26 protein-coding genes are annotated in these 24584 nt (G+C 71.4%); 14 read left to right on the forward strand and 12 right to left on the reverse strand.

Annotation, left to right across the window (positions count from 1 at the left end):
• The first annotated feature begins 10 nt into the window (after positions 1-10).
• Together ABTX60_RS17040 and ABTX60_RS17045 are read left to right on the forward strand one after the other, a co-directional pair.
• On the forward strand, positions 11-1930 hold the full coding sequence (locus ABTX60_RS17040) for a phosphatase PAP2 family protein (RefSeq protein WP_352097826.1): 1920 nt from the start codon (positions 11-13) through the stop codon (positions 1928-1930).
• A 36-nt stretch (positions 1931-1966) separates the two neighbouring features.
• The gene (locus tag ABTX60_RS17045) at positions 1967-3631 is read left to right on the forward strand and encodes an ArnT family glycosyltransferase (protein ID WP_502992335.1); all 1665 of its coding nucleotides are present in this window, start codon (positions 1967-1969) and stop codon (positions 3629-3631) included.
• A 19-nt stretch (positions 3632-3650) separates the two neighbouring features.
• On the opposite strand, the gene ABTX60_RS17050 is transcribed toward ABTX60_RS17045, so the two are convergent.
• On the reverse strand, positions 3651-4052 hold the full coding sequence (locus tag ABTX60_RS17050; protein ID WP_352097827.1) for a DUF3662 domain-containing protein: 402 nt from the start codon (positions 4050-4052) through the stop codon (positions 3651-3653).
• Positions 4053-4107: 55 nt separating this feature from the next.
• Complete coding sequence (locus tag ABTX60_RS17055; RefSeq protein ID WP_352097828.1) at positions 4108-4269, reverse strand: hypothetical protein; 162 nt, start codon at positions 4267-4269, stop codon at positions 4108-4110.
• Between the two features lie 156 nt (positions 4270-4425).
• Between ABTX60_RS17055 and ABTX60_RS17060 the strand changes: the two genes are divergently transcribed.
• The 4 genes from ABTX60_RS17060 (at position 4426) to ABTX60_RS17075 (ending at position 9092) form a co-directional block, all read left to right on the forward strand.
• Positions 4426-5343 (forward strand): MurR/RpiR family transcriptional regulator, encoded by a 918-nt coding sequence (locus tag ABTX60_RS17060; RefSeq protein ID WP_352097829.1) that lies wholly within the window; start codon positions 4426-4428, stop codon positions 5341-5343.
• A 259-nt stretch (positions 5344-5602) separates the two neighbouring features.
• A complete protein-coding gene (locus tag ABTX60_RS17065; protein WP_351630133.1) occupies positions 5603-5983 on the forward strand; it encodes a hypothetical protein in 381 nt (126 codons plus the stop codon).
• A 41-nt stretch (positions 5984-6024) separates the two neighbouring features.
• Positions 6025-6591, forward strand: a complete 567-nt coding sequence (locus ABTX60_RS17070; protein WP_352097830.1) for an antibiotic biosynthesis monooxygenase — start codon at positions 6025-6027, stop codon at positions 6589-6591.
• A 107-nt stretch (positions 6592-6698) separates the two neighbouring features.
• Positions 6699-9092, forward strand: a complete 2394-nt coding sequence (locus ABTX60_RS17075) for a SpoIIE family protein phosphatase (protein WP_352097831.1) — start codon at positions 6699-6701, stop codon at positions 9090-9092.
• 245 nt (positions 9093-9337) lie between these two features.
• On the opposite strand, the gene ABTX60_RS17080 is transcribed toward ABTX60_RS17075, so the two are convergent.
• Positions 9338-9826 carry a flavin reductase family protein gene (locus tag ABTX60_RS17080; RefSeq protein WP_352097832.1) on the reverse strand — a complete coding sequence of 163 codons (489 nt, stop codon included), beginning with the start codon at positions 9824-9826 and terminating at the stop codon, positions 9338-9340.
• 9 nt (positions 9827-9835) lie between these two features.
• A complete protein-coding gene (locus ABTX60_RS17085) occupies positions 9836-10528 on the reverse strand; it encodes a peptidoglycan-binding domain-containing protein (protein ID WP_352097833.1) in 693 nt (230 codons plus the stop codon).
• Between the two features lie 218 nt (positions 10529-10746).
• Here ABTX60_RS17085 and ABTX60_RS17090 point away from each other — a divergent pair, with 218 nt between their 5' ends.
• Together ABTX60_RS17090 and ABTX60_RS17095 are read left to right on the forward strand one after the other, a co-directional pair.
• Positions 10747-11415 carry a TetR family transcriptional regulator gene (locus ABTX60_RS17090; RefSeq protein ID WP_352097868.1) on the forward strand — a complete coding sequence of 223 codons (669 nt, stop codon included), beginning with the start codon at positions 10747-10749 and terminating at the stop codon, positions 11413-11415.
• A gap of 151 nt (positions 11416-11566) precedes the next feature.
• Positions 11567-11977: a Zn-ribbon domain-containing OB-fold protein gene (locus tag ABTX60_RS17095; protein ID WP_104788120.1), complete on the forward strand. Its 411-nt coding sequence runs from the start codon at positions 11567-11569 to the stop codon at positions 11975-11977.
• Between the two features lie 7 nt (positions 11978-11984).
• Here the strand turns inward: ABTX60_RS17095 and ABTX60_RS17100 are convergent, their stop codons facing one another.
• Together ABTX60_RS17100 and ABTX60_RS17105 are read right to left on the reverse strand one after the other, a co-directional pair.
• The gene (locus ABTX60_RS17100; protein ID WP_352097834.1) at positions 11985-12368 is read right to left on the reverse strand and encodes a PPOX class F420-dependent oxidoreductase; all 384 of its coding nucleotides are present in this window, start codon (positions 12366-12368) and stop codon (positions 11985-11987) included.
• Between the two features lie 30 nt (positions 12369-12398).
• Positions 12399-13577: a MalY/PatB family protein gene (locus ABTX60_RS17105; RefSeq protein ID WP_352097835.1), complete on the reverse strand. Its 1179-nt coding sequence runs from the start codon at positions 13575-13577 to the stop codon at positions 12399-12401.
• Between the two features lie 24 nt (positions 13578-13601).
• Here ABTX60_RS17105 and ABTX60_RS17110 point away from each other — a divergent pair, with 24 nt between their 5' ends.
• Both ABTX60_RS17110 and ABTX60_RS17115 read left to right on the forward strand, forming a co-directional pair.
• Entirely contained in the window at positions 13602-14591 is a 990-nt protein-coding gene (locus ABTX60_RS17110; RefSeq protein ID WP_352097836.1) for a hypothetical protein, read from the forward strand.
• A 123-nt stretch (positions 14592-14714) separates the two neighbouring features.
• Positions 14715-16061, forward strand: a complete 1347-nt coding sequence (locus ABTX60_RS17115; protein WP_352097837.1) for a S1 family peptidase — start codon at positions 14715-14717, stop codon at positions 16059-16061.
• A gap of 35 nt (positions 16062-16096) precedes the next feature.
• On the opposite strand, the gene ABTX60_RS17120 is transcribed toward ABTX60_RS17115, so the two are convergent.
• The 4 genes from ABTX60_RS17120 to ABTX60_RS17135 all read right to left on the reverse strand — a co-directional run bounded on the left by ABTX60_RS17120 (position 16097) and on the right by ABTX60_RS17135 (position 18056).
• Positions 16097-16327, reverse strand: coding sequence for an EamA family transporter (locus tag ABTX60_RS17120; protein ID WP_352097838.1), 231 nt, complete (start codon positions 16325-16327; stop codon positions 16097-16099).
• Positions 16328-16338: 11 nt separating this feature from the next.
• Complete coding sequence (locus ABTX60_RS17125) at positions 16339-16503, reverse strand: hypothetical protein (protein WP_352097839.1); 165 nt, start codon at positions 16501-16503, stop codon at positions 16339-16341.
• Positions 16504-16573: 70 nt separating this feature from the next.
• Positions 16574-16732, reverse strand: coding sequence for a hypothetical protein (locus ABTX60_RS17130; protein ID WP_180989589.1), 159 nt, complete (start codon positions 16730-16732; stop codon positions 16574-16576).
• Between the two features lie 163 nt (positions 16733-16895).
• Positions 16896-18056, reverse strand: coding sequence for an ROK family transcriptional regulator (locus ABTX60_RS17135; RefSeq protein WP_352097840.1), 1161 nt, complete (start codon positions 18054-18056; stop codon positions 16896-16898).
• A 172-nt stretch (positions 18057-18228) separates the two neighbouring features.
• On the opposite strand from ABTX60_RS17135, the gene ABTX60_RS17140 reads away from it, so the two are divergent.
• From ABTX60_RS17140 to ABTX60_RS17155, 4 genes are read left to right on the forward strand one after another with little or no spacing between them, the layout of a single operon-like run.
• Positions 18229-19194 (forward strand): carbohydrate ABC transporter permease, encoded by a 966-nt coding sequence (locus ABTX60_RS17140; protein ID WP_352097841.1) that lies wholly within the window; start codon positions 18229-18231, stop codon positions 19192-19194.
• 17 nt (positions 19195-19211) lie between these two features.
• A complete protein-coding gene (locus ABTX60_RS17145; protein ID WP_352097842.1) occupies positions 19212-20135 on the forward strand; it encodes a carbohydrate ABC transporter permease in 924 nt (307 codons plus the stop codon).
• 10 nt (positions 20136-20145) lie between these two features.
• Positions 20146-21495, forward strand: a complete 1350-nt coding sequence (locus tag ABTX60_RS17150; protein WP_352097843.1) for an ABC transporter substrate-binding protein — start codon at positions 20146-20148, stop codon at positions 21493-21495.
• Between the two features lie 14 nt (positions 21496-21509).
• Positions 21510-22709 carry a Gfo/Idh/MocA family protein gene (locus ABTX60_RS17155; RefSeq protein WP_352097869.1) on the forward strand — a complete coding sequence of 400 codons (1200 nt, stop codon included), beginning with the start codon at positions 21510-21512 and terminating at the stop codon, positions 22707-22709.
• Positions 22710-22740: 31 nt separating this feature from the next.
• On the opposite strand, the gene ABTX60_RS17160 is transcribed toward ABTX60_RS17155, so the two are convergent.
• Positions 22741-23436, reverse strand: a complete 696-nt coding sequence (locus tag ABTX60_RS17160) for a L,D-transpeptidase family protein (protein ID WP_352097844.1) — start codon at positions 23434-23436, stop codon at positions 22741-22743.
• Between the two features lie 179 nt (positions 23437-23615).
• Positions 23616-24530, reverse strand: a complete 915-nt coding sequence (locus ABTX60_RS17165; protein ID WP_352097845.1) for an SDR family oxidoreductase — start codon at positions 24528-24530, stop codon at positions 23616-23618.
• Positions 24531-24584: the final 54 nt, after the last annotated feature.

The following is a 24584-nucleotide window of genomic DNA, read 5'->3' on the forward strand; positions in this document are numbered from 1 at the left end:
AGGCACACCCATGCCGTCATCCGCCGGGCACCACTCCCCCACCCTGAACCGGAGGGGTTTCCTCAGAACCTCGCTGGGCGGCTCGGCCGCGCTGGTCGCCGCGCCGGCCTTCGTCGGGTGGCTGGGCGCCGCGGACGCCAAGGCAGCCACCGCTCCCGCCGCTTTCGTCGACGACTACAAGACCAACGTCCTGGCGAACCAGACCCCCGAGACCAACGCGGTCGTCCGGGCCCTCGGGGGCTTCGCCCAGGTATGGAAGACCGGTGGCGCCTGGAACACCGGCACTCCGCTCATGCCGGAGGTACTGCGCGCCAACGTGCGCTACTGCGAGCGGATCACCGCCGAGCGCACCGACGCGGAGGCGAAGAAGGCCTTCGTCGTCGACCGCCAGCACCAGAGCTACTCGATGATCGACGGACTCGGCCCGCTCGCCGCCCTCTACAAGACGGGGGCCAAGGCCGTCACGTCGATCACCGGCGCCCCGGACGGCACACCGCCGGCCAAGATCGACGACGCCGTTCCCGCCGATGCCCCGGCGGGCTCCGCGCTGGGCGCCGGCTCGTACGACTCCGAACTCGGCGACGTGGCCCGGCTGGTGGACACCCTGCGCGGCAACTGGGCCTCCAGCAACCCGGCCAAGTTCGCCTATCTGTACCCGCGGCCGTGGCGGATGAACGAGGACAGCGAGGTCGTCGACACCGGCAGGAAGGACGAGTTCGGCTTCCCGGTGTACGAGTCGAAGGTCGTCGTCGCCCCGCAGCTGCTGCGCCAGCGCAGCGACAAGCCGGCCGAGGACGGCGGTTTCCCCAGCGGCCACACCAACGCCGTGCACCTGGCCTCGCTGGCCTACGCGTACGCGGTTCCGGAGCGTTTCCAGGAGCTGGTGACGCGCGCCCTGGAACTCGCCGACACCCGGATCGTCTCCGGCATGCACTCCCCCGTCGACGTGCTCGGCGGCCGGATCATGGCCACCGCGCTGGCCGCCGCCACCCTGGCGGACCCGGCCAACTCCGGGATCAAGGCGGCGGCCCGCGCCCAGGCCCTGGCCTACTTCACGGAGAAGACCGGCACGACGGCCGACACCCTGTACGCGTACGCGCACTCCGCGGACACCGGCACCGACCCCTACGCCGACCGGGAGGCCAACGCCCGTGCGGTCCGGCCCCGGCTGACGTACATCCTGCCCCGCCGCGGCCGCAAGGACCCGCTCACGGTGCCGAAGGGCGCGGAGGTGCTGCTGGAGACACGGCTGCCGTACCTCACCGCGGACCAGCGGCGCGAGGTACTGCGGACGACCGCGCTGCCGTCGGGGTACGTCCTGCTGGACGGCTTCGAGCAGTGGGGCCGGCTGAACCTGTTCGCCGCGGCGGACGGTTACGGCGCCTTCGAACGGGACGTCACCGTGACGCTGGACGCGGCGGCCGGGGGCTTCCACGCGGCCGACAGCTGGCGCAACGACATCGAGGGCGACGGCGGTCTGACCAAGCGCGGTTCGGGCACGCTCACCCTGACGGGCCACAACTGCTACCACGGCGGAACCTCCGTCGAGGCCGGCACCCTGGTCGCCGCCTCGCCGGGCGCCCTCGGCGAGGGCGACGTGCACGTCACGGGCGGCACGCTCCGCGCGGACAAGGTCGCGCGGGTGCGCGGCTCGTACGTCCAGGAGGGCGAGTCGACGCTGGAGCTGCCGCTGCGCAGGAACCACGGCCCGGCCCTGACGGTGGGCCGGCGGGTTCTGCTGGGCCGGGGCAGCGTGCTGTCCCTGCGGCTCGACGCCGAGCGGCCGCCGGCCGCGGGGACGACCGCTGCCGTCCTGTCGGCTTCGCAGCTGCGCGGCCGGTTCGACCGTGTCGAGCTGGACTCGCCGTCGCTACGCGCCGTGCCGGTGTACACGGCTGACGGTCTGTCGGTGCGACTCGTGAGGCGGTAGCGCCTTCTTCGGCGGGGGCTGATGCAGAGTGGGCCCATGACGGACCTCTGGATCGCTCCCGCCGTTCCGCGGCCCGTGTCGCTGTCGCCCCCGGCACCGGCCGACACCACGCCCGGGCCGCGCAGACGGTGGCCGGTGCCCCTCCTCGTGGGCCTGTTGCTCGCCCAGATGGCCTTCGCGATGGTCACGACCGCCGTACAGCAGACCCCGACCATCGACGAACCGGTGTACGTGGGCGCGGCCGCGGAGTACGTGCACGAGCACCGGCTGCGGCACAACCCCGAGCATCCGCCGCTAGGCAAGCTGGTCATCGGCGCGGGGGTCGCCCTCGCGGATCCGCACGTCGACCCTGGCGTCGCGGGTGACCAGGGGCAGTTGGGCCGGCATCTGCTGTACGGGTCGGGCAACGATCCCTGGCGGCTGATGCTGTGGGCCCGCCTCCCGGTGATCGCGCTGACCCTGTCGTTCGGTCTGGTGGTGTTCGCCTTCGCCCGTGAACTGGCCGGTCCCGTCGCGGGGTTGGCCGCACTCGCGCTGTACTGCTTCTCCCCCGACGTCATCGCCCACGGCTCGCTCGCCACCCTCGATGTGCCGGCCGCCGGGTTCGCGCTGACCTCGGCGTGGCTGGTGTGGCGGGCGCGCCGGAGACCGCGGCTGTACGTGCCGCTGGCGGGGATCGCGCTCGGCGCCGCGCTGGCCACGAAGATGAGCACGTTGCCCGCCGTGCCGGTGGTGATGGTGCTGGCCGCGGTGTCCGCGCGGGGGGTGCCCGGGGCCGGCCGGCGCCGGGCCGTGGTGGCGGCGTCGGGTGTGGCCCTGGCCGCGGTCGCCGTCGTGTGGGGCACGTATCTGCTGGTCGATCCGCGGCTGCGCTGGGTCCCGGAGCAGCATGTGCCGGTGGTGCACGGGCTGCGGGGGCTGCTGGTGGAGATGATGCCGTTCCCGGAGGCCTACCGGGACGGGATGCGCGTGCAGTTCGGGCTGGAGAACCGTCCCTGGCAGGGGTTCTTGTTCGGGCGGCTGTACGACGGCTCACTCTGGTACTACCTGCCGGCGGCGCTGCTGGTGAAGACGCCGCTGGGAATGCTCGCGCTGTGGGCCGGGGGCGCCGCTGCCGTCGCCGGAGTCCGGCGGCTGCGACCTGCCGCCCCTTATGTGCTGGCCGTTCCGCTGGTGCTGCTGGCGGCCGCCATGCAGGGGGCGCGGGACTTCGGGACCCGGTACGCCGTGTTCCTGCCGCTGTTCCTCGCGGTGGCGGCGGGGTGCCTGCTGGTGACGCGGCGGCGGTGGGTGCCCGCCGGGGCGGCGGTGCTGGTGGCGTTCGCCGCGGCCAGTTCGGTGCGGGCGTATCCCTGTTACCTGCCGTACTCCAACGAGGCGTTCGGCGGGCCGGGCCGGACCCGGGAGTGGCTGCACGACTCGAACGTGGACTGGGGGCAGGACCTCGGGCGGCTCGCGGACCGGCTGCGGGAGCGGTATCCGGGCGAGCGGGTGTGGCTCGTGTACAAGGGCGGTGGGGTGCCGTCCGCCTATGGCATCGAGGCGTCGGATCCCCGGAGGGTGGCGGTCCGTGAGGTGCGGGGGTTGCTGGCCGTGTCGGACTCGGCGGCCGCGAAGGCCACGGGGCGGCTGGCCGAGTTGATCGGCGGCAGCCGCCCCGTCGACGACGTGGGGCACTCGATCACGCTGTATCGCCGGTGAGTGCCGTGGCACGCACGGGTCAGTGGGTCGCGTAGAAGAACCCGTCGGCGCTCACGTGCTGCATGACCCTGCTGGCCACCCGGTAGCGGCCGTTGGGCACCTCGGGGCACTTCGCCACGTGGACCGCCAGCGGGCCGGCGAACTCGTAGCCGCGGCGTTCCGCGTGGCGGGACAGGCTGTCGGTGAGGGCCTGGCCCACGTCGGTGCCGGTGCGGGTCAGATGGTCGTGCACGTCGTCGGGGAGTTCCACGTCGTAGGCGTTGGGGACCATGACGCGGCCCTCACGGCACACGACGGCGTTGTCGTCGCACTCGCGCCGCAGGGCGTCGACGACCTCGACCGGTTCCTTGTCGAGGAGCCGCGCCCACAGCGCGTCCCAGCGGTTCTCCAGGGTCTGTTCCAGCGCACTCAGCGCGCCCATGCCGTCTCTCCTGCCGGATGCGTCGTCGGTCGGTCGGGGGGGCGGGGGGATGCCCCTAGCGGTCGTCGAAGTCGTCGGGACGCACCTCGGCCTCCTCCAGGGCCTCGCGCATCGTGCGGCCGGTGGCGCCCGGCGGGCGCGTGCGGCTCTCGTCGTGCTGTTCCAGCAGTTCGCCGGTGGTGTCCGTCTTGGGCCGGTTCTCCTCGGGGACGGTCATGACTGGCGGCTCCTCTCTTCGGTCGCGTGCGGCGGCGGGTTCCCGCCCGGCGTACGGGTAACCCCCTGCCGGGCAGCTCATGCTGCCCGGAGAAGCCCTGGTCACCATGTGCGTGAGCTATGTTGAACGTCCGTGGGAGACGAAGGAGGCGCACCGGTGCCATCGCCGCAGCAGGCACGCGCACAGGCATCCGCGATCACTTCGGGGAAGGCCGCCCCCGAAGCGGAGGTCTCCCCGTCCGCCCAGCTCAGGGCGCTCTTCGACCGTCCCCGGCTGTCCCCGGGGCAGCGGCGCATCGCGCAGTACCTGATCGAGCACATCACCGAGGCGGCGTTCCTGTCGATCACGGATCTCGCGGACCGGGTCGGCGTCAGCCAGCCCTCGGTGACGCGGTTCGCCTCGGCGGTCGGATTCAGCGGTTACCCGGCGCTGCGGGAGAAACTGCAGTCGATCGCGCTGGGCACCCTCGCGGTCGGCCCGGCCGAGGAGATGCGGGGCAATGAACTGCAGGCGGCGGTCGACGCCGAGATCGAGAACCTCGAGAATCTGCGGCGGGACCTGGCCGACCCGAGCGTGGTCATCGACGTCGGCCGCAAGCTCTCCTCGTCGGCCCCTCTGACGGTCCTCGGACTGCGCATCTCCGTCTCGCTCGCCGAATACTTCGCCTACGCGGCCCGCCGGATCCATCCGGACGTACGCCTCGTGACGCGGGGCGGCAGCGTCGCCTACGACGCGCTGCTGCAGTCGCGTGAGGCGGGTGGGACCTGGGTGCTGGCGTTCTCCATGCCCCGGCACGCCCAGGAGACCCTGACGGCCGTGCGGGTCGCGCGGGGCGCCGGGCTCAAGGTCGCCCTGATCACCGATCTGGCGCTCGGGCCGCTCGCGGACGAGGCCGACGTCGTCTTCGCCATCGGGACGGGGTCGCGGCTGGTGTTCGACTCCTATGCGGCCCCGGGCGTGATGTGCTCGGCGCTGCTGCAGGCCATGACCGACGCGGATCCGGAGCGGACGCAGGCGCGGCTTGAGGAGTACGAGCAGGTCGCCGACCAGCACCAGTTCTTCCTCAGGGACTGAGCGGCGCCCGGTGGATCCCACAAGGGGACCATCCACAACAAAGCACGCATGAATGTTTTCATGCTCCTTGCAAACCGGATGGCATATATAAATACTGCTCACGGATCGCGACCCGGCCGGTTCCGGATCCGTTCCGCACCCGTGGAGCCGGGTCCTACCCACTCCGGGTCCCGGGTGTTCGTGGCGGCCCCGGTCATCCCCTAGGCCGGGGCCGCCCCGACCCGTCGTCCACCCTTACGACGCCGCACACCCGGAAGCGATGATCATGCAACTGACGACCACGCGCATCAGCCCCGACTGGCCCTGCCAGGTCAAGACGCCCGGGAGCTACGACTGGGAGCGCTCGGCGGCCAAGTGGCTGCGCGAACTGGTGCCCACGCGCTACGCCGGCTATCCCGTGTTCATCCGCCACCCCGTCCTCCTGGCCCGGCACGCCCACATCCAGGTCCAGAACGAGATCCGGATCGCCCGCACCGCCCTGCAGACCGCCCGCGCCGACCTGCCCGGACTGGGCCTGCACGAGGGGGTCATCGAGCACACGATCAAGCTGTACGCGGCCGAGGTCATGCAGCTCCAGCACATCGCGCGCAGCGTCCGCGCGGTCACCCAGGCCCTGGTCGAGGCGAACCGCCAGCCCTGAGCACGGGCATGACCGGCGCCGCACGTGGCACACGTGGGGGAATGAGCACCACGAGAGCCCGGCGCGGTGAGCCGGTGACCACGGTCCTGACCTGGCAGGTGCGCCCCGGCCGGGAGCAGCGGTTCGAGGAGTGGACGCACGGCATCACCCGCTGCGCGAGACAGTTCCCCGGCAACGAGGGCGTCTCCTGGCTGACCCCCGAGGACGGCCACCGCTACCACGCGGTGCTGCGCTGGTCCGATCAGCACCGGCTCGCCGCCTGGCTGGAGTCCGAGGAGCGTGCGCGCTGGCACCGGCGGATCCAGGACGTGGCCACAGAGGTCAGCAGCGAACGCCAGTCGACGAGCGGGATGGAGACCTGGTTCAGCCTGCCCGGCACCACCGTGCAGGCCCCGCCGCGCTGGAAGATGGTCCTCACCACCTTCCTCGGCGCCTACCCCTTCACGCTGCTCATCCAGTGGCTGGTGACACCTTCCACCACCGGCTGGCCGCTGCCCCTGCGGGCCGCGGTCTTCCCGCTGGTGCTGCTGCCGCTCCTGACGTACCTGGTGATGCCCCGGCTCAGCCGGCTGCTGCGACTGTGGCTGTATCCGCGCGACGGCACCTGATCGATTTCCCGTGAGGCCGGTGTGTCCCCAGGGGCCACGGAGGCGGACGAGCCGTCCGTGCGCGCAAGGCGGTCTGCGAATCGGGCCGGGTGTGCAATGCTCAACGCGTGACGAGCGAGCCCGTGACGCCGGCGCAGTCCGGTGCCGCACCGGACCTGGTCGAACTGGCCAAGATCGTCGCCCGGCAGCGCGCCGAGATGGACCGGCTGCGCGACCAGGCGGCCGTCTCCGCTGTCGTGGAACGGGCCAAGGGCGCGGTGATGGCGCTGACCGGCTGTTCCGCGGACGCGGCGGGTGAGCAGCTGCTCCAGCGGGCCAAGTCCGCCCGTCACACCCTGCTGGAGGAGTGCTGGATCACCCTCGGCACGCTCGCGCCGATGCCGTCCGGCCCGGGCCGGGCGAGCGAGTCCTACGGCCTCGGGGCGGCCGGCTGGGCAGGCGCCCTGGAGGAGCAGGGGGTACCGGACGACGTCACCGCCGCCCTGGCCCGCCTCGGCCAGGCCCTCGTTCGGGTGATGACACCGCACGACCTCGCCCGGTGTTTGCTGGAGCACCTCGGCCCCGACATGTCGGCGGACGCGGTCCTGATCTACGCCCGCAGGTCCGACGGCGGCCTGGGACTGATCGGGCACGCGGGGATCGACGACGAACTGGCGGCCCAGTGGTGCCGGGTGCCGCCGCTGAGCGGAATGGCCGCGCTGGACGCGCTGCGGGCGGGCGAGCCGCGCTGGCTGGAGGACTTCGCCGCGGACGAGCGGCGGTACCTGCTCATCGGGGACCCTCCCGACCGGTGGCGCTCGCGGGCCTGGCTGCCCGTGCTCGCCGCGGGCTCCGCCGAGGTCTGCATCGGTGTGCTGCGCGGCCGTGCCGGGGCGTTCACCCCACGCGACCGCACCCACCTGCGGGGCGTCACCGGACTGTGCGCCGGCCGGCTGCGCGGCTTCGAGATCCCGCCCGAGCGCGACGCCGACGCCGCCACGGACGCGGTGCAGGCGCTGTTCGAGGCGCTGCCGGTGGCGGCCATGCTGCTCACGCCGCTGCGGTCCGCCACGGGCGACACCGAGGACTTCCGGGTGGAGGCCGCGACCACCCAGGTGGGCGATCTGCTGGGCCGGACGGGGGAGGAACCGGCCGGGCGGCGGCTGCTGGAGCTGCGGCCGGCTCTTACGGCCGAGCCGCTGTGGCAGGGCTGCCTGCAGGTGCTGGCCACGGGGACGGCGTACGAAGGCGAGCCGTTCGCGCACGAGGAAGTCGTGGCGGGCGTCGCCGAGCTGTCCGTGTACACGGCACGGGTGGCACCGCTGGGCGACGCCCTCGTCGTCTCGTGGATCCGGCACGGCTCCTCCGACCGGCAGGAACAACGCCTCGCGGACCTGCAGCGGCTGGGCAATCTGGGCTGGGCGAGCTGGAATCTGGCCACGCAGGAGGCGTCCTGGTCGACCCAGGTGTTCTCCCTTGTCGGCCGGGACCCCGCGCACGGTCCGCTCCCCCTGCCCGAGGTGCCGGAGCTCGCGCTGCCCGAGGACACACCCGCGCTGACGCGCGCGATCGGGGAACTCGTCCACGAAGGACGGCCGTTCGACATGCCGTTCCGGATCCGCACGAGCGGCGGCATCCGGCATCTGCGGCTGGTGGCGGAAGCGGTAGCCGACCGGTACGGCACACCCGTGGAGGTGCACGGCTTCGTACAGGACATGACCGCCCGGCGGCGGGCCGAACTGGCCCTCGTAGAGAGCGAGCGGGCGATCCTGACGCAGCACGACGTGCTCCAGGCCGAGCGGACCCTGGCCTCCCGGCTCCAGCACGCGCTGCTGCCGATGTCCAAGCGGCCCGTACATCTGGCCGGGTTGCGCGTCGAGGTCGCGTATCTGCCGGCCCAGTCGGGTGTGCACGTGGGCGGTGACTGGTTCAGCGCCATCGAACTGCCCGACGGGGACGCGCTGCTGGTGGTCGGTGACGTGGCCGGGCACGGGGTCGACGCCGTGGCCACGATGGCCCAGCTCCGGTTCACCGCGAAGGGCATGGTCATCACGGGTTCGTCCCTGACGGGTGCGCTCGCCCGGCTGAACACGCTGCTGCTGCACTCGCGCGACTCCCACACGACCGCCACGATGGTGCTGGCCCGCTACGAGCCCCGCCGCCGGCGCCTGGTCTGGGCCCAGGCGGGGCACCCCCCGCCGCTGCTGCTGCGTGACGGCGAGGCGCGGTACCTGCGCCGCCCCGGCGGCATGCTGCTCGGGGCGAGCGCCACGCCGGTCTACCAGGAGGCGGAGTGCCGTCTCGATCCGGGCGACCGGCTCATCCTGTACACCGACGGCCTGGTCGAGCACCCTCCGGACAGCATCGACCGGGGGCTGGAGCAGCTCGCCGAGGCGGTGGCGGCTCCGCACGGCGACGGGCCCGGGTCGCTGGGGCCGTTGCTCGCTCGGATGCTGCCCGACGTGCGGCGGGACGACGTGTGCGTGGTCGACGTCCGGGTCCCCGGGGTCCAGGACCGGTAGGGCACGCCCGCCTCACGAGTCCCCGCGGTGGCGCCAGTACCACCACAGGCCCACGAGCAGGGCCAGCAGGAACAGGGTGGGGAGCACCAGGCCGGGGATGCGGGAGCCGTTCATGGGCGTGGCCTTCGGTTCGCGGCGGTTCGGGCGCCTCGTGCGTCGCCCAGGGCCAGGGTGCGGCCGCGTGGCCTCGCCGTTCCGCTGCTTTTCCCAGCCGTTACCCGGCGTTCGATCGACGGGGAGCGTCGTCAGTCGACCGGGTGGCCGGGGTCGATGGTGACGGCGTCGGACAGGCGCAGCAGCGGCCCGTCGTCGTCCTGGTGGCCGCCCCACTCGACCGGGTCGAGAACGAAGCCGATGTGGTCGCCGCCACCCGTGCGCGTCACGATCCGGCCGACGAACCAGGCCGGCGCGTCCGGGAGGACCAGGGCCCCGCCGTACGCCTCCCGTAGGGGGACGTCCTGGAATTTGTCGGTCCGGTCGCCGGTGTGGCCGCCGAACAGCTCGGCGAGGGCGTGCTGTTCGCGGCCGAGCAGGTGCACGGCGAGGACGTCCGCGTTCCGGGCCACCCGGAAGGTGTGGTTGAGCTCGGACAGCCATACCACGAACCGCACGGGACGCAGCGAGCACTGCGAGGCGAACCCGACCAGGCAGCCCGCCCGTTCACCCCCCGCGGCGGCCGTGACCACATACATCTCGGGGTTCAGCCGGTCGATGAACTCGTCCATGCCGGCCATGGTCACACATCAGCCCGCGCCCGCCGGGGTGCGGGACTCCAGGGCGGCCCGGGTGTCGTTGCCGTAGACGCCCGTCTCGTCGCCGCGGATGCCGTACCAGAGCTGGAAGCGGGCGACCGCCGCGGTGAGGGTGGGGTCGTAGCGACCACTGGTGGAGCCGTCCCGGTAGACGTCCGGGATGCTCAGGAGGCGTTGCTGGAGTTCGGTCACCTCCGGGCCGGATGCTCCCTCGCGCAGCGTGCCGGCGCCGTCCGGGTCCACGGGTGCGGCGGCGGGCGGGGTGGGCGACGCGGGTGTGGGTGTGGGGTCGGGGGTGGAGGCGGCGGACGGGGGCGGCGCGGGCGCCGCGTGGTCGTCGGTGTGCTCGCCGCGGAGCAGGAGCGCACCGCCGAAGCCGATCACCGCGGCCGCGAGGACGGCCACCGCGACGGCGGCGCGGCGCAGCCCGGCTCCCGGGGGTACGACGTCCGTGGGCCGACGCATCTCGCGGGCGACGGGCGGGAGTTCCTGCGTCAGGGCCTCGGAGCCGGCCGGCGGTCGGGGCAGCGCGACGGACTCGTGGCCGCCGGATTCCTGACCGGTCTCCCGCCGGAACTCCCGCATCAGTTCGGCGAGCGCGTCGGTGCGGCGGGGCCGCAGGACGCGGATGGGTTCGAGGGCCGGGCCGTCCTGCGGGGGCCTGGGCTCGGACGGTGTCGACACGTTGCTCTCCTTCGTCCGGGCCCGGGGGCGCCCGTCTTCGAGGATCGTCCGAGGTTGGATACGCGGCCATCGCGTCCGGGGTTCAGAGACCGGTCACGTCCGATGGGCAGTGCACTCAGTACCTCCGGACGAGTGCACCGAGTGCCATGCCCCTTCCGGGTGCTACGTTCGCGCTCATGAGCTCCGAGAAAGCCGAGGCGGGCACCGGGAAGCCGCCCATGCGGGACGCCTTGGTGGCGGCGGCCTTCCAGCTGTTCCTGGAGCGGGGGTACGAGCAGACCACCGTCGACGACATCGTCGCCCTCGCCGGAGTCGGACGACGCTCGTTCTTCCGCTACTTCCCTTCCAAGGAGGACGTGGTCTTCCCGGACCACGAGCGCTGCCTGGCCGACATGACGGCCTTCCTCGCGGACGGCTCCGACGACGACGAACCCGTGGGGCGGGTCTGCGACGCGGCCCGGCTCGTGCTGCGGATGTACGCCGAGAACCCGACGTTCTCCGTGCAGCGCTACCGCCTCACCAAGCAGGTCCCGGGGCTGCGTGCCTACGAAGCGTCGGTGGTGTGGCGCTACGAGCGGGCCCTCGCCGCGTACCTGCGCCGGCGCTTCGCCGCCTGCCGGGACGGCACCCTGCAGGCCGACGTGATCGCGGCGGCGGTGGTCGCGGCGCACAACAACGCGCTGCGCTCCTGGCTGCGTTCGGACGGGCAGGGCGAGGCGAGCGCAGCGGTCGACCGCGCGCTGACCTACGTGCAGTCGGCGTTCGGCGGCGTACCGGTGCCGCCCGCCGTGGAGCAGCCGGAGGACGTGGTGGTCGTCGTGTCGCGGCGCGGGGCACCGCTGTGGCGGGTCGTGCAGGAGATCGAGACGACGCTGGGGCGGGGCTGAGCCTCCGCACATTGAGGGTACGGAGTGCCTTTACGAGTGGCACTGAGTGCCATACTCTGTGCTGCGTGCACGGTGGCACGGCGAGCCGCGCACCCGTGTGCGCGAGTGATCGCGTACACGGATTCCGGCCGAGTGCAGGGAGTTGACCAGCGTGTACCACTCAGGAAGCGTCACTCAGCAGGCAGCCGGCTCCGCGACGGGTCTGCTCGACCCGCGGGGCCAGGACTCCGAGGCCATCCTCTACCAGCGCTGCACCTGGTGCGGCACCGCCATGTACCACCGGGTGCTCTGTCCGGTCTGCCGGGGCAGCGAGCTGCGCACGGAGCGGGCCGAGGGCACGGGCACGGTGCGCCACTCCACCGTGGTGCACCGCAACACCCCCGCGGCGCGCAACGTCTCCCTGATCGAGATGGCGGAGGGCTTCGTGGTGCGCGGCCGGGTGATGGGCCCGCCCATCGGCATCCACAGCGGCGACCGGGTGCGGTTGTCCACGGCCAAGGACCCGGTACGGGGCGAGCCGGTCTTCCAGCTCCTGGACGAGCCGTACCGGGCCTGGAGCTGACACCTCCTCAGCGGACAGTGACGCGGATGCCCACGGTGCCGTCCACGCCCCGGCGCAACCGGCTGCCGAGCAGGGTCAGCCGGCCCATCAGGCCGTACTTGCGGGCGATCAGCCGCCGGTAGCGGGCGGTGGTGGCCGGATCGCAGATCTCCGCCGTCGCGGGCACCTGGTCGCCGGTGGGATTGCCGCGCAGGTCACAGGGACCGACCAGTACGTCGGCACGGTTGCGGATCCGCTTCACCTTCCAGGAGTCGGCGGCCGTCCACGCGCCGAGCGCCGCACCGTCGCGCACCACCCAGACCGGGGTGGCGACCGGCGTGCCGTTCCTGCGGTAGCTGGTGATCAGCAGGTACTTTCCCGCGCCGAGTGCGTCCAGCGTTGTGTCGTCCATGGCGGGCAGTGTACGAGCGCGCCCCGACGCTCAGTGGAGCGCCGCCGCCATGGCGCGCACCGCCTCCGTGAGCACCTCTTCCGACGTCGCCAGGTTGAGCCGGGCATGGCCCGTGCCGCCCGTGCCGAAGGGCAGGCCGGAGCTGAGGGCGACCCTGCCGTGGCGTAGGAAGAAATCGGCCGGGTCGTCGCCGAGCCCGAGGGCGCGGCAGTCGAGCCAGGCCAGGTAGGTGGCCTCGCCCGGCCGGTAGCGGATCGCGGGCAGGTGCTCGGCCAGCAGGTCCGCGAGCAGCCGCCGGTTGGCGTCGAGACCGGCCAGCAGGGCGTCCAGCCAGGGGAGCCCGTCGCGCAGGGCTGCGGTGTGGGCGATGACGGCGACGTGACTGGGGCCGTGCCCCACCTCCTCGGGCATCCGCTCCAGGTCGGCAGCGGCCCCGGGCCCGGCGATCGCCAGGGCGGCCTTGAGCCCGGGCAGGTTCCAGCCCTTCGAGGCGGACATCAGCGACAGGCCGCGCTCGGCGCCCGGCACACTCAGATACGGCACGAAGCCGGCGCCGTCGAGCACGAGCGGGGAGTGGATCTCGTCGGCGACGACGCGCACGCCGTACCTCTCGGCGAGGGTCGCGACGGCGGACAGCTCCGCGGCCGTGTGCACGGTGCCGGTGGGGTTGTGGGGGCTGCACAGCAGGTAGGCGGCCCGTCGCCGGTCCGTCACGGCCCGCCGGAAGGTCTCCTCCAGGACGTCGAGGTCCAGCCGCCCGTCCGCCCCAAGCGGGGCCTCGGCGACCCGCCGGTCCATGTGCTCCACGAACAGGTAGAACGGCGGGTACACGGGCGGGTTCACGACCACGGTGTCGCCGGGCCCGGTGACCAGTCTGAGCATCTCGACGACACCCAGCATGACGTCCGGCACGATCGCGCTGCGCTCGACGGCGAGCCCGTGCCAGCCCCACCGTTTCCCGGCGAAGCCGGCCAGCGCCTCCGCGTAGGCGGTGCCGGCCGGGTAGCCCGTGTCGCCGAGGTGGAGCGCGTCGGTGACGGCGCGCACGACGGGCTCCGCGAGCGGCACGTCCATCTCGGCCACCCACAGCGGCAGCACGTCCTCGGGGTAGGTGCGCCACTTCATGCTCGTGCGCTGCCGGAGGCGATCGAGAGTGAGGGCCTGCAGGGGATTAGGTTCACCGGACGACTCGTGCGGGATCCTGGTCATGGGCACACGATAGGGGGCTGTGCGGTGAGCGGGAATCCAGCGGACGGTGAGCGGGGCGGGGCGGCGGAGGCGGTCCTGGAGGTCGCGTGCGACGAGTCGGGGTCGGACGGTGAGAACCTCACCGGCGGGAACACGGACGTGTTCGCGCACGCCGGCGTCTCGCTGTCCGAGGCGGCGGCCGCGGCGTCGGTGCGGGAGATCCGGGACCGGATCAGGTCACCGGCCGAGGAGTACAAGGCGAACCACCTGCTGCGGGAGAAGCACCGAGCGGTGCTGGAGTGGCTGCTCGCGCCGCGGGGGCCGATCGACGGGCACGCCCGGGTGCACCTCATGGAGAAGACGTTCTTCGTGGTGGACCGAACCCTCGGCCTGCTGCTGGGCGACGTGGCCGAGGCGGCCGTCCTCTTCCGCGCGGGGCGCCCGGCCTTCGGGGAGGCCGGCTGGCGGGCGTTCCTCGAGGCGGCCAACCAACTGCTGCGGGTCCGTCAGGACGGGGACCCGGTGGACGCTTTCTACGGCACCCTCGACACCCTGCTCCGTGCGCGGCCCCGCACGGACGCGGCGAGCGTCCTGGAACGGCTGGCCGCGACCCGGCACCGCGCGGTGGCGTACCGGGACGGTCTCCGGGCCGGGCCGCCGCTGATCCCGCTCCTCAACCCGCTGCTCCCGGCGATCGTGCGCACGGCCGCCCTCTGGAGCCGCGACGGCCGGCCGGTCCGCCTCGTCCACGACCGGCAGAACATGCTGACGCCCGACCGCATCGCGTGGATCGAGGGGACCGCCCTGCGGGCCGGGGCCGGCCTGGCCGGGTTGCGGCTCGTCGTGGCGCGTGACGACGCACGGGTGCAGGTGGCGGACTTCCTCGCCGGGATCGCCCGCAAGATCGCCTCCGACGAGCTGAACGGCCGCGGGGACCCGGCGCTCACCGCCCTGCTGCGGCCCTACGTCGATCCGGGCTCGGTGTGGGGCGACGCTCGCAGCGGGGCGCTGCTCGCGGACCCGGTCGCCGGGTGACGCCCGAAGAGATCGCCGGTGCGCTGAACGCGGCGGGGCTGCGCCCCGTATGGATGAGGGGCACTCAACTCAAGGAGGGCCCTGCGGTGTTCGCAGCGTGATGTTCGGGTTCGGGAGCCATGCATGAGGCACGCACGACGACGGGTCGTCCGGCGAGTGACACGGCTGGCGGCCGTCGGCGGACTCCTCCTCGGAGGAGCCATGGTCACCAACGCCGTGGCGAGCGAGCCATCGGCTCCGGTCATCGGCGTCCCGTTCACCGCGCCACCTGCGACCGGTGAGGGCACCGACCTCGTGTCCCGGCTCGGCAACGCGCGCACGGCGGGCAGCTGGATCGACTCGTCCGGGCGGCCGGTCGTCGCGGTGACCGACGAGGAGGCGGCCGCCGCGGTGAAGCGCGCCGGGGCACAGGCCAAGATGGTCGGCCACAGCATGAGCGACCTCAAGTCCGCCGCGGCCACGTTGCGTTCGGCCCCGCGGGTCTCCGGCACCTCGTGGGCCCTGGACTACAAGAACAACCAGGTGGTGGTACGGGGCGACAGCACCGTCTCCGCCTCCGCCTGGTCCAGGATGACCGAGGTCGCCGAGGGCATCGGCTCCTTCGTGCGCATGGAGCGCACCGAGGGCACGTTCACGACACGGCTCAACGGCGCGCAGCCCATCCTGTCGACGGCCGGGCGCTGTTCGGCGGGGTTCAACGTGACCGACGGGGAGAGCGACTTCATCCTCACGGCGGGGCACTGCGGTCCCGACGGTTCCGTCTGGTTCGCCGACGACCGGGGCCGGCAGCAGGTCGGCACCTCGCTCAAGGGGAGCTTTCCCGGTGACGACTACTCCCTGGTGAAGTACGACGCCGGCCGTGCGGGCAAGGGCGCGGACGTGGTGGCGGTCGGTGACGGCAAGGGCGTGCGGATCACGGGCGTCGCCGATGCGGAGGTCGGGCAGAAGGTCTTTCGCAGCGGCAGCACCAGCGGACTGCGCGAGGGGGAGGTGACCGCGCTCAACGCCACGGTCAACTACCCCGAGGGCACGGTCAGCGGCCTCATCGAGACGAACGTGTGCGCCGAACCCGGTGACAGCGGGGGCCCGATGTTCGCCGATGGCATCGCGCTCGGGCTGACGTCGGGCGGCAGCGGGGACTGCAAGGCGGGCGGTACGACGTTCTTCCAGCCGGTGACGAAGGCGCTGACCGAGCTGGGCGTCAAACTGATCGTGGCCAAGTCGGCCGGTGGCACGGGCGCCGCACCGGCCCCGTCGGCGTCGCAGGGCGCGGCCTCGCCGGGTACGTCGGCGCCGGTCACGGGCACGGACGTGTCGACCCTGCTGAGCCGCCTCACCGACCCGCGCAATGTCGGCCCCGGCATGCTCGTCATCGCGGGCAGCCTCGTCGCTCTCGTGGCGACCCGCTGGATCCGCGCGGAGCAGGACCGCAAGGCGTATCGGCAGTACTACTCGACGACTTGGGGATGATGCCGTCGGCGGCGGGCCGTCACCGGGTGTCCCTGTCAGCCCAGCGTGAGCAGCACGGTCGCCATCCCCGCGCCCAGCAGTCCCACCGCCTGACGGCGGCTGATCCGCTCGTGCAGCAGGACGAGGCCGAGCACCACGGGAAGGGCCGGGCTGAGAGAGGCCAGGACCACGGCGACGGCGAGCAACTGCCGCTGGGCGGCGAGCAGATACAGCACGAGGCCGAGGGCCGCCCCGGCCCCGATGAGCACGGCCTGGACACAGTGCACGGGCGGCAGCTTCAGCCGGCGGGCAGGAGGAGCGCGGCGGCGCAGGCGAGCAGCAACCCGCCCAGCTGGCCGAGGAAGGTGACGGCGGTGTGATGTGCGCGCCGGGACAGCAGACCGCCTGCGAAGTCGACGATGCCGTAGACGACGGCCGAGGACAGTGCGAGAAGGGCACCCATTGGATCAGGGGCGCCCTTCGACGAGGGTCCGATGCGTCAGCGGGCCGGGACGAGGGTCAGGCCGCGACGCCTACTGTGGGGCCGCGGAGGCCCACTCCAGGACGAGCCGCTGGTACTCCTCGCGCTGCTCGACGCTCAGTGTCCCGCCCGACCGGCGCCACAGCGCACGGATCTCCTCGTTGACCTCGTCAGCCGATCGCTCGGATGAGGTTTCAACAGTGGTGGACATGCTGTGAAGCATACGTCGCCGGACGTGAAGGCGATGTGAGTAATCACGAGCTAAACGGGCATTTCGGACAGTGTTGCTGATCACGTCCATCTCCCGGTAAACGTGAGGCTGTTCACATCAACCGCCTGTGAGTACCTTTCACCTACGGGAATTTCGCCGTCTTTCACGCTTCGGCCGACCCCAGCACCAGCACCTTGATGGCCAACACGGCCGCACCGCGGGCCCAGTCGTGGAAGTCGGACACCTTCGTCTCCAGGCCGATCGGTGCGGCGAGCGGGTGCCTGAGCTCACGGACCGTCTCTTCGACCGTCTTGCCGGCCACGTCCATCAGCCCGACCCCCTCCCCCGCGAGCAGGATCTTCTGCGGCATCACGAAGTTGGAGATCTGCGCGACGAGCGCACCCAGGGCCCGCGCCGCCTCGCCGACGACCCGGGCGGGCATCGGGTCCCCGGCGGCGGCCCGGGCGAGGATCTCCTCGTAGGTGCGGTCCTCGCCGGTGGCGGCCCGGATCTGGTAGCGGATGCTGGGGATGGTCAGCAGCGAGACGGCACTGCCGCGCCTGCCGTCCGGGGTGAGCGGTCCGTGGGAGTCGATGATCCAGTGCCTCCCGAAGCCGCGGTCCTCCTCCGCGAAGGGCACCCGCTTGCCGCCCAGGACGAGCCCGTAGCCCAGGCCGGCGCCGATGGTGAGGACGACGAAGCGGTCCAGTCCGCGCCCGGCGCCGAACCAGGTCTCCGCCTCGACCAGGGCCGCCACGTCGTTCTCGACGACCACCGGCAGCCCGGTGCGCTCCTCGACCAGCTCGGCCAGGGGGACGTCCCGCCACAGCAGGAACGGGGATTCGCCGACCACGGCACGGTCCTGGACGAAGCCGCCGACCCCGATGCCGATCCCGGCGAGGCCAGGGTGCCCCTCGGCCAGTTCGGCCGTCATCTCGGCCAGGATGTCGGCGACTTCGGCGGGGTCGTGTGTGGTGAGTGCACGGTCGTGGCGGGCGACGATGTGACTTCGAAGGGTGGTGACGACGCCGTAGACCGCGTCCTCGGTGATCTTGAAGCCGAGGAAGAAGCCCGAGTCGGCGACGACGTCCAGCGGTTGCGAGGGGCGGCCCTGGCGTGTCTCCGCGGGCGCTCCCGCCTCGGGTACCTCGACGAGCAGGCCCGACTCGATCAGCGGTTTGGTCAGGCGGGTGAGGCTGCCGGCCGACAGGCCCAGCCTGCGGGCGAGTTCCGTGCGCGACAGCGGGCCGTGGACCAGCACTTCGATCGCCACGGAGCGCTCACCCGGGCTCAGCGGCAGCCAGCCGGAGGTGCCTTCGGTCATGAAAGGTCCGACTCCCCTCACCCGTTTTTTTCGCACTGAAACCAACATGACCACTCTAGGCAGATGTCGGTTCCTGGGAAAAGATGTTTGCAGGGCTCTTGACGCAGCAATTGTTTCGCACCAAAAGTAAGTCCCGCCAGAGGACGAGCCGCCGCAGCGAGGGAGTCTCCCGATGACCATCGCCTCCAGCAGTCCTCCTTCGCGTCTGCCCTCGGGCGACGCGGCGGAGGCCCGCAGCAGGACCGGGCCGCGCCAGGGGGTGTCCGGCGAGGACCGGGGGGACGGGCGGCTGGCCGCGGTCTTCATCGCGCCGGCGCTGCTCGGCTTCCTGGTCTTCCTGCTCTGGCCGACGCTCCGGGGCATCTATCTGAGCTTCACCCGCTTCAACCTGCTGACCCCGGCGGAGTGGGTGGGCCTGGACAACTACGTCCGCATGGTCAACGACCCCATCTTCTGGGACTCCCTGTGGGTCACCGTCGAGTACGTCGCCATCAACATCGGGATCCAGACGGTCGCGGCGCTCGCCATGGCCGTCCTGCTCCAGCGGCTGACGCAGTCGGCGATGCTGCGCGGGATCGTGCTGACGCCGTATCTGATGTCGAACGTCGTCGCCGGTCTCGTCTGGCTGTGGCTCCTCGACACCCAGCTCGGCATCGGAAACGAGATCATCAGCGGCCTCGGCGCGGACCGCATCCCGTTCCTCGCGGACGAGGCCTGGGCCATTCCGACGATCGCGCTCATCAACGTGTGGCGGCACGTCGGCTACACCGCCCTGCTTCTCTTCGCGGGTCTCCAGGCGATCCCGAACGACATGTACGAGGCGGCCCGGGTGGACGGCGCGAGCGAGTGGCGGATGTTCTGGCGGATCACCATGCCGCTGCTGCGGCCGGTGCTCGCGGTCGTGCTGATCATGACGGTGATCGGGTCGTTCCAGGTGTTCGACACGGTCGCCGTGACCACCGCGGGCGGTCCGGCGAACGCGACCAACGTCCTGCAGTACTACATCTACGGCTCCGCCTTCGGCCGCTTCCAGTTCGGCTACGCCTCGGCCATGTCCGTCGCCCTGCTGGTCGTGCTGAGCGCGATCACCGTCCTGCAGTACCGGCTCACCCGGGCCGGCCGGACCGACCTCGGCTGACGGAAGGAGACACCGCCATGACCGCCGTGACGACAACGACGCCGACGACCCTGCGGCCGGTTCGGCGCAGGTTCTCCTTCGGGCGGGCCGCCGCCTGGACCGTGATGGGACTGATCGTCCTCATCACCCTGCTGCCGTTCTACTGGATCCTGCGCACCGCGCTGTCCACCAACGCCGGCCTGAACGCCGACCCGACCAACCCGCTGCCCGTGGACCTCACCACGAGCGGCTTCGAACGCGCCCTGGGAATGCAGTCGGCCGAGGAGGCCGTCGCACAGGGCGGCGCGGGCGGCGGGCTGGACTTCTGGCGCTACCTGCTCAACTCGGTGCTGGTCTCGACCCTGATCACCGGATGCCAGATCTTCTTCTCCGCGATGGCCGCCTACGCCTTCTCCCGGCTGCGCTGGCGGGGCCGCGACAAGGTGTTCGGGCTGTTCCTGGCCGGGATGATGGTGCCGGCCATCTTCACGCTGCTGCCGAACTTCGTGCTCATCAAGCAGCTGCACCTGATCGACACGCTCCTCGGCATCGCGCTGCCCACCATGTTCATGACGCCGTTCGCGGTGTTCTTCCTGCGCCAGTTCTTCATGAACATCCCGAAGGAGGTGGAGGAGGCCGCGCTGCTCGACGGCGCCGGGAAGATCAAGGTTTTCTTCCGGGTGGTCCTGCCGATGGCGTCCACGCCCATCATCACGCTGGCCGTGCTGACGTACATCACCTCCTGGAACGACTACTTCTGGCCGCTGATGGTCTCCTACAGCGACAGCTCGCGCGTACTGACCGTGGCGCTCGCGGTCTTCCGGGCGCAGACCCCGGCGACCGGCGTCGACTGGTCCGGGCTCATGGCCGCGACGCTGATCGCCGCGCTGCCGATGCTGGTGCTGTTCGCCTGCTTCGCCCGCCGCATCGTCAGTTCCATCGGCTTCACCGGAATCAAGTAAGGGGACTGTGATGCGAATTCGACTTCGCCCGCTCGTCGCGGCGACCGGAGCGCTGGCGCTGTCCCTGGTCAGCGGATGCGCGCAGGGAGGCGCCGCCGGATCCTCCGCGCACACGGTCACGTACTGGCTGTGGGACGCCAACCAGCTGCCCGCCTACCAGGCCTGTGCCAAGGGGTTCGAGAAGGAGAACCCCGGGCTGAAGGTCAGGATCACGCAGTTGGGCTGGAGCGACTACTGGACCAAGCTCACCGCCGGGTTCATCGCGGGCACCCAGCCGGACGTGTTCACCGACCACATCCAGTACTTCGGCCAGTTCGCCGACCTGAAGGTCCTCGAACCGCTCGACGATTTGGGCATCAAGAACGCGGACTACCAGCCGGGCCTCGCCGCCAACTGGATCGGCAAGGACGGCCACCGCTACGGCGCCCCGAAGGACTGGGACACCGTCGCGCTGTTCTACAACTCGAAGATGGTGGAGGACGCCGGTCTCACCGCCGAACAGCTCGACGACCTCTCCTGGAACCCGAAGGACGGCGGCACCTTCGAGAAGGCCATCGCCCGCCTCACGATCGACAGGAACGGCAAGCGCGGCGACGAACCGGGCTTCGACAAGAACAACGTCAAGGTGTATGGCCTGGCCACGGGCGGTGGCGGCTACGGCGACGGCCAGACGCAGTGGAGCAACTTCGCCGCCTCCGCCGGGTGGAGCTACCTGGACAAGGCGCGCTGGGGCACGAAGTACCAGTACGACAGCAAGACCTTCCAGTCGGTCATCGAGTGGTACTTCGGCCTGGCGAAGAAGGGCTACATGCCGCCCCTGTCGGACTACAACGTCCAGTCCAACCAGCAGAACACGCAGATCGCCGCGGGCAAGGCGGCCACCGCGTTCGACGGGGCCTGGATGATCAGCACGTACGCGGGCTTCAAGGGCAAGGACATCAAGACCGCCCTGACGCCGGTCGGCCCGACCGGCAAGCGCGCCACCATGATGAACGGGCTCGCCGACTCCGTCACCAAGGCCGCCAAGAACAAGGAAGGCGCCAAGAAGTGGGTGGCATACCTGGCCTCCGACCAGTGCCAGAGCGTCGTCGGCAAGTACGGCGTCGTCTTCCCCGCTACGAAGGCCGGCACCGAGGCCGCCGACGCCGCCTACCGGAAGAAGGGCATCGACGTCTCGTCCTTCACCGAACCGGTGGCCGACAAGAAGGACTTCCGGACGTTCTCGTATCCGATCGCCAGCTACTCGGCGGACATGACGGCACTCATGCAGCCGGCGATGGAGGACATCTACGGCAACGGGAAGCCCGTGAGCAGCCTCGATCAGGCCAACGACCAGATCAACCTCATCCTCTCCCAGTGAAGGGCACGCGCTCCATGACGTTCTCCCTCGGCATCGTCGGCGCCGGCCAGTTCTCCGGCCAGTTCGCCACGCTGTTCCAGGCCCACCCCGGCGTCAGCGACGTCTACGTCACCGACCTGCTGCCGGAACGGGCCGAGCAGCTCACCGCCGCCCAGGGGCTCGCCGGCACCTTCCCCTCGTACCAGGCCATGCTGGAGTCGGAGGACGTCGACGCCGTCGCGATCTTCACCCAGCGCTGGACGCACGGGCCGCTGGTGCTCCAGGGCCTCAACGCCGGCAAGCACGTGTACTCCGCGGTTCCCATGGCGATCAGCACGGAGGAGATCGCGGCGATCATCGACGCGGTCAAGGCCACAGGGCTGACGTACATGATGGGCGAGACCAGCGAGTACAACCCGGCCACGGTCCACGCCCGCAACCAGATCGCCGAGGGCGCCTTCGGGCGGCTCTTCTACGCCGAGGGCGACTACGTCCACGACATGGACCTGGGGTTCTACGAGGCCTACCAGTACAGCGGGGGCGAGAACTGGAAGGCGACCGCCAGCTATCCCCCGCTGCTGTACCCGACGCACGCGGTCGGCGGGGTGCTGGGCGCCTGGAGGACGCACGCGGTGAGCGTGTCCGCGATCGGTGTCGTCGACGACCGGGGCGACGGCGTCTTCGACAAGGACGTCAGCCAGTTCGGCAACGACGTCTCCAACGCCACCGCGCTGTTCGAGGTGGCGGGCGGCGGCTCGTTCCGTACGAACGAGTTCCGGCGGGTCGGCTACCCCTCGCACATACGGGAATCGCGCTTCCGCTTCTTCGGCACCGAGGCGAGCATGGAGCAGCTCGCCACGGTCGCCCTGTGGCAGGACAAGCAGGGGGTGAAGGACATCAGCGAACTGCTGGAGCCCAAGCCCACCATGGCGCCCGACGACCCCTCGCTGCAGCACATCGCGCCGGATCTGCGGGCCGCCTTCACCTCCGGTTCGGCGCCCGTGCACGACCGGGCGCGGCTGCCGAGGGAGTTCGACCACCTGCACAACGGCCATGAGGGCAGCCACCACTTCCTGGTGGACGACTTCGTGACCGCGGTCAACGACCGCACGCTGCCGTCGGTGAACGCCTGGGTGGCGGCTCGCTACACCCTGCCGGGCATCATCGCGCACGAGTCCGCGCGGCAGGGCGGGGTCAGGCTGGAGATCCCGGACTTCGGGGACGCGCCCCAGTAGGAGGCGACGGGTGCGAGCCGGGTGCCTCGGATCAGGTGCCCGGCTTGCGGCCGTAGACGAAGACGTCGTCGCCCTTCTTCAGCAGCGACCAGTACTTCTTGGCGTCGGTCTTCGTCATGTTGGTGCAGCCGTGCGAGCCCGGCGGGTTCCACATGCTGACGCCGACCGAGTGGAAGGCCTGGCCGCCGTCGAAGAACTGGGCGTAGGGCATCGGCACGTGGTAGATGGACGACACGTGGTCGATGTTGCGCCAGTAGATCTTCTTCAGGCCGGTGCGGGTCTCGTACCCGTCGCGGCCGGTGCGGACCGGGACGGGGCCGTAGACGAGCTTGTCGCCGTCCTGGATCCAGCTCAGCTGGAGCGTCAGGTTCACACAGGCGATCCGGCCCTTGTTCACCGGGCACTTGCCGTCCTTGTTGGGGGTCTTGCCGACGGCCTTCTGCTTCTGCATCAGGTCCATCACCCCCCAGGTGACCGAGCCGGCGTAGCCGATGTTCGGCGTGATGCCGTGCTTGGTCTGGAAGGCCCGGATGGCCGTGCAGTCGGCGGCGGACTGCTTGCCGTCGACCGGACGGCCGAGGAACTTCTCGACCTTCTTCTGGTACGGGCCGGCCTGCGTGGTGCAGCTCGCGGCCTGGGCCGGTGCGGCGCCGAGTGCGAGCGTGAGCGGTGCCACCAGGCCGGTGATCCCCAGTGCGACGGCGCTCCGTCTGCGTACGTCCCCCATGGCTGGTCTGCCCTTCCGCGAAAACGGGTCTGTGATGTCTGCCAGCTAGACGGACGGAGAACGGTTCCGGTTGTGCAGTCGGGCGCGCTGGGACCGAACAGTGACATACCCCACCGGCACAGAGGGGACAAATCCGCGCAAGGGGGGATTACTGACAGCTGACTTCTGGGTCGTCCGCGTCAGCGATAGCCGGACGTGTCCGCCGGCTTCCCCGCGTCCTGGACCTCCACCAGGTAACGCCAGGCGTCCGGGCGGCTGCCGTCGAGGTCGGTGAAGCCGTACACCTGGGCGAGTTGGCCACTGGAGAGAGACCGTCCGTTCCAGCGCGCCACGTGCGCGTCGGCGGCGAGTGCCGCCACGGCACGGCCCACGTAGTGCGGGGTCTCGGAGATGGCGAAGTGCGGGACGCGTTCCAAGGCGTCGCGCCAGTTCTCCTCCCGTACTCCGAAGCCGTCCAGCATCAGCTCCGAACGCAGCCAGCCGGGGGTGAGGGCGACGGCGGTGGCCCCGCGCGGGCCCAGTTCGTGGCCGAGGGCGAAGGCCATGCGCAGCACGGAGGCCTTGGCGAGGTCGTAGAAGAAGTTCACGCGGTAGTTCTCGCGGTTGTAGTCGGCGGTGCCGTCGGTGACCTCGACGACGAGGCCGCCGGGGTTGCGCAGCAGCAGGGGCAGGGCGTGGTGGCTGGTGACGGCGTGCGTCTCCACGGCGAGCTTCAGCAGGCGCAGGCCGTTGTCGAGATCGTGCTCCCAGAGCGGGGTGTCCCACTCGAAGAGCTTCTCGCCACCCCAGATGTCGTTCACCAGGACGCCGAGGCGGCCCTGCTCGTCCGCGATCCGGTCCACGAGCGCCCGGACCTGCGCCCGGTCGAGGTGGTCGGTGGGGACGGCGATGCCCTTGCCCCCGGCCGCGGTGACCAGGTCGGCGGTGTCCTCGATCGTCTCGGGCCGGTCGTACTCCGAGCGGCGGGCGCGGGTGGTGCGGCCCGTGACGTAGACCGTGGCGCCGGCCGCGCCGAGTTCCACGGCGATCCCCCGCCCGGCGCCCCGAGTCGCACCCGCGACCAGTGCGACCTTGTCCTGCAACGGAGCTGACATGTCCGGCCTCCCGTGACGGTGACTGCTTGACGCGTTCAGCGTGACGGGTAAGCC

Origin of the sequence: Streptomyces sp. NPDC126510 (assembly GCF_040302345.1) — a bacterium.
Taxonomy (GTDB): Bacteria; Actinomycetota; Actinomycetes; order Streptomycetales; family Streptomycetaceae; genus Streptomyces.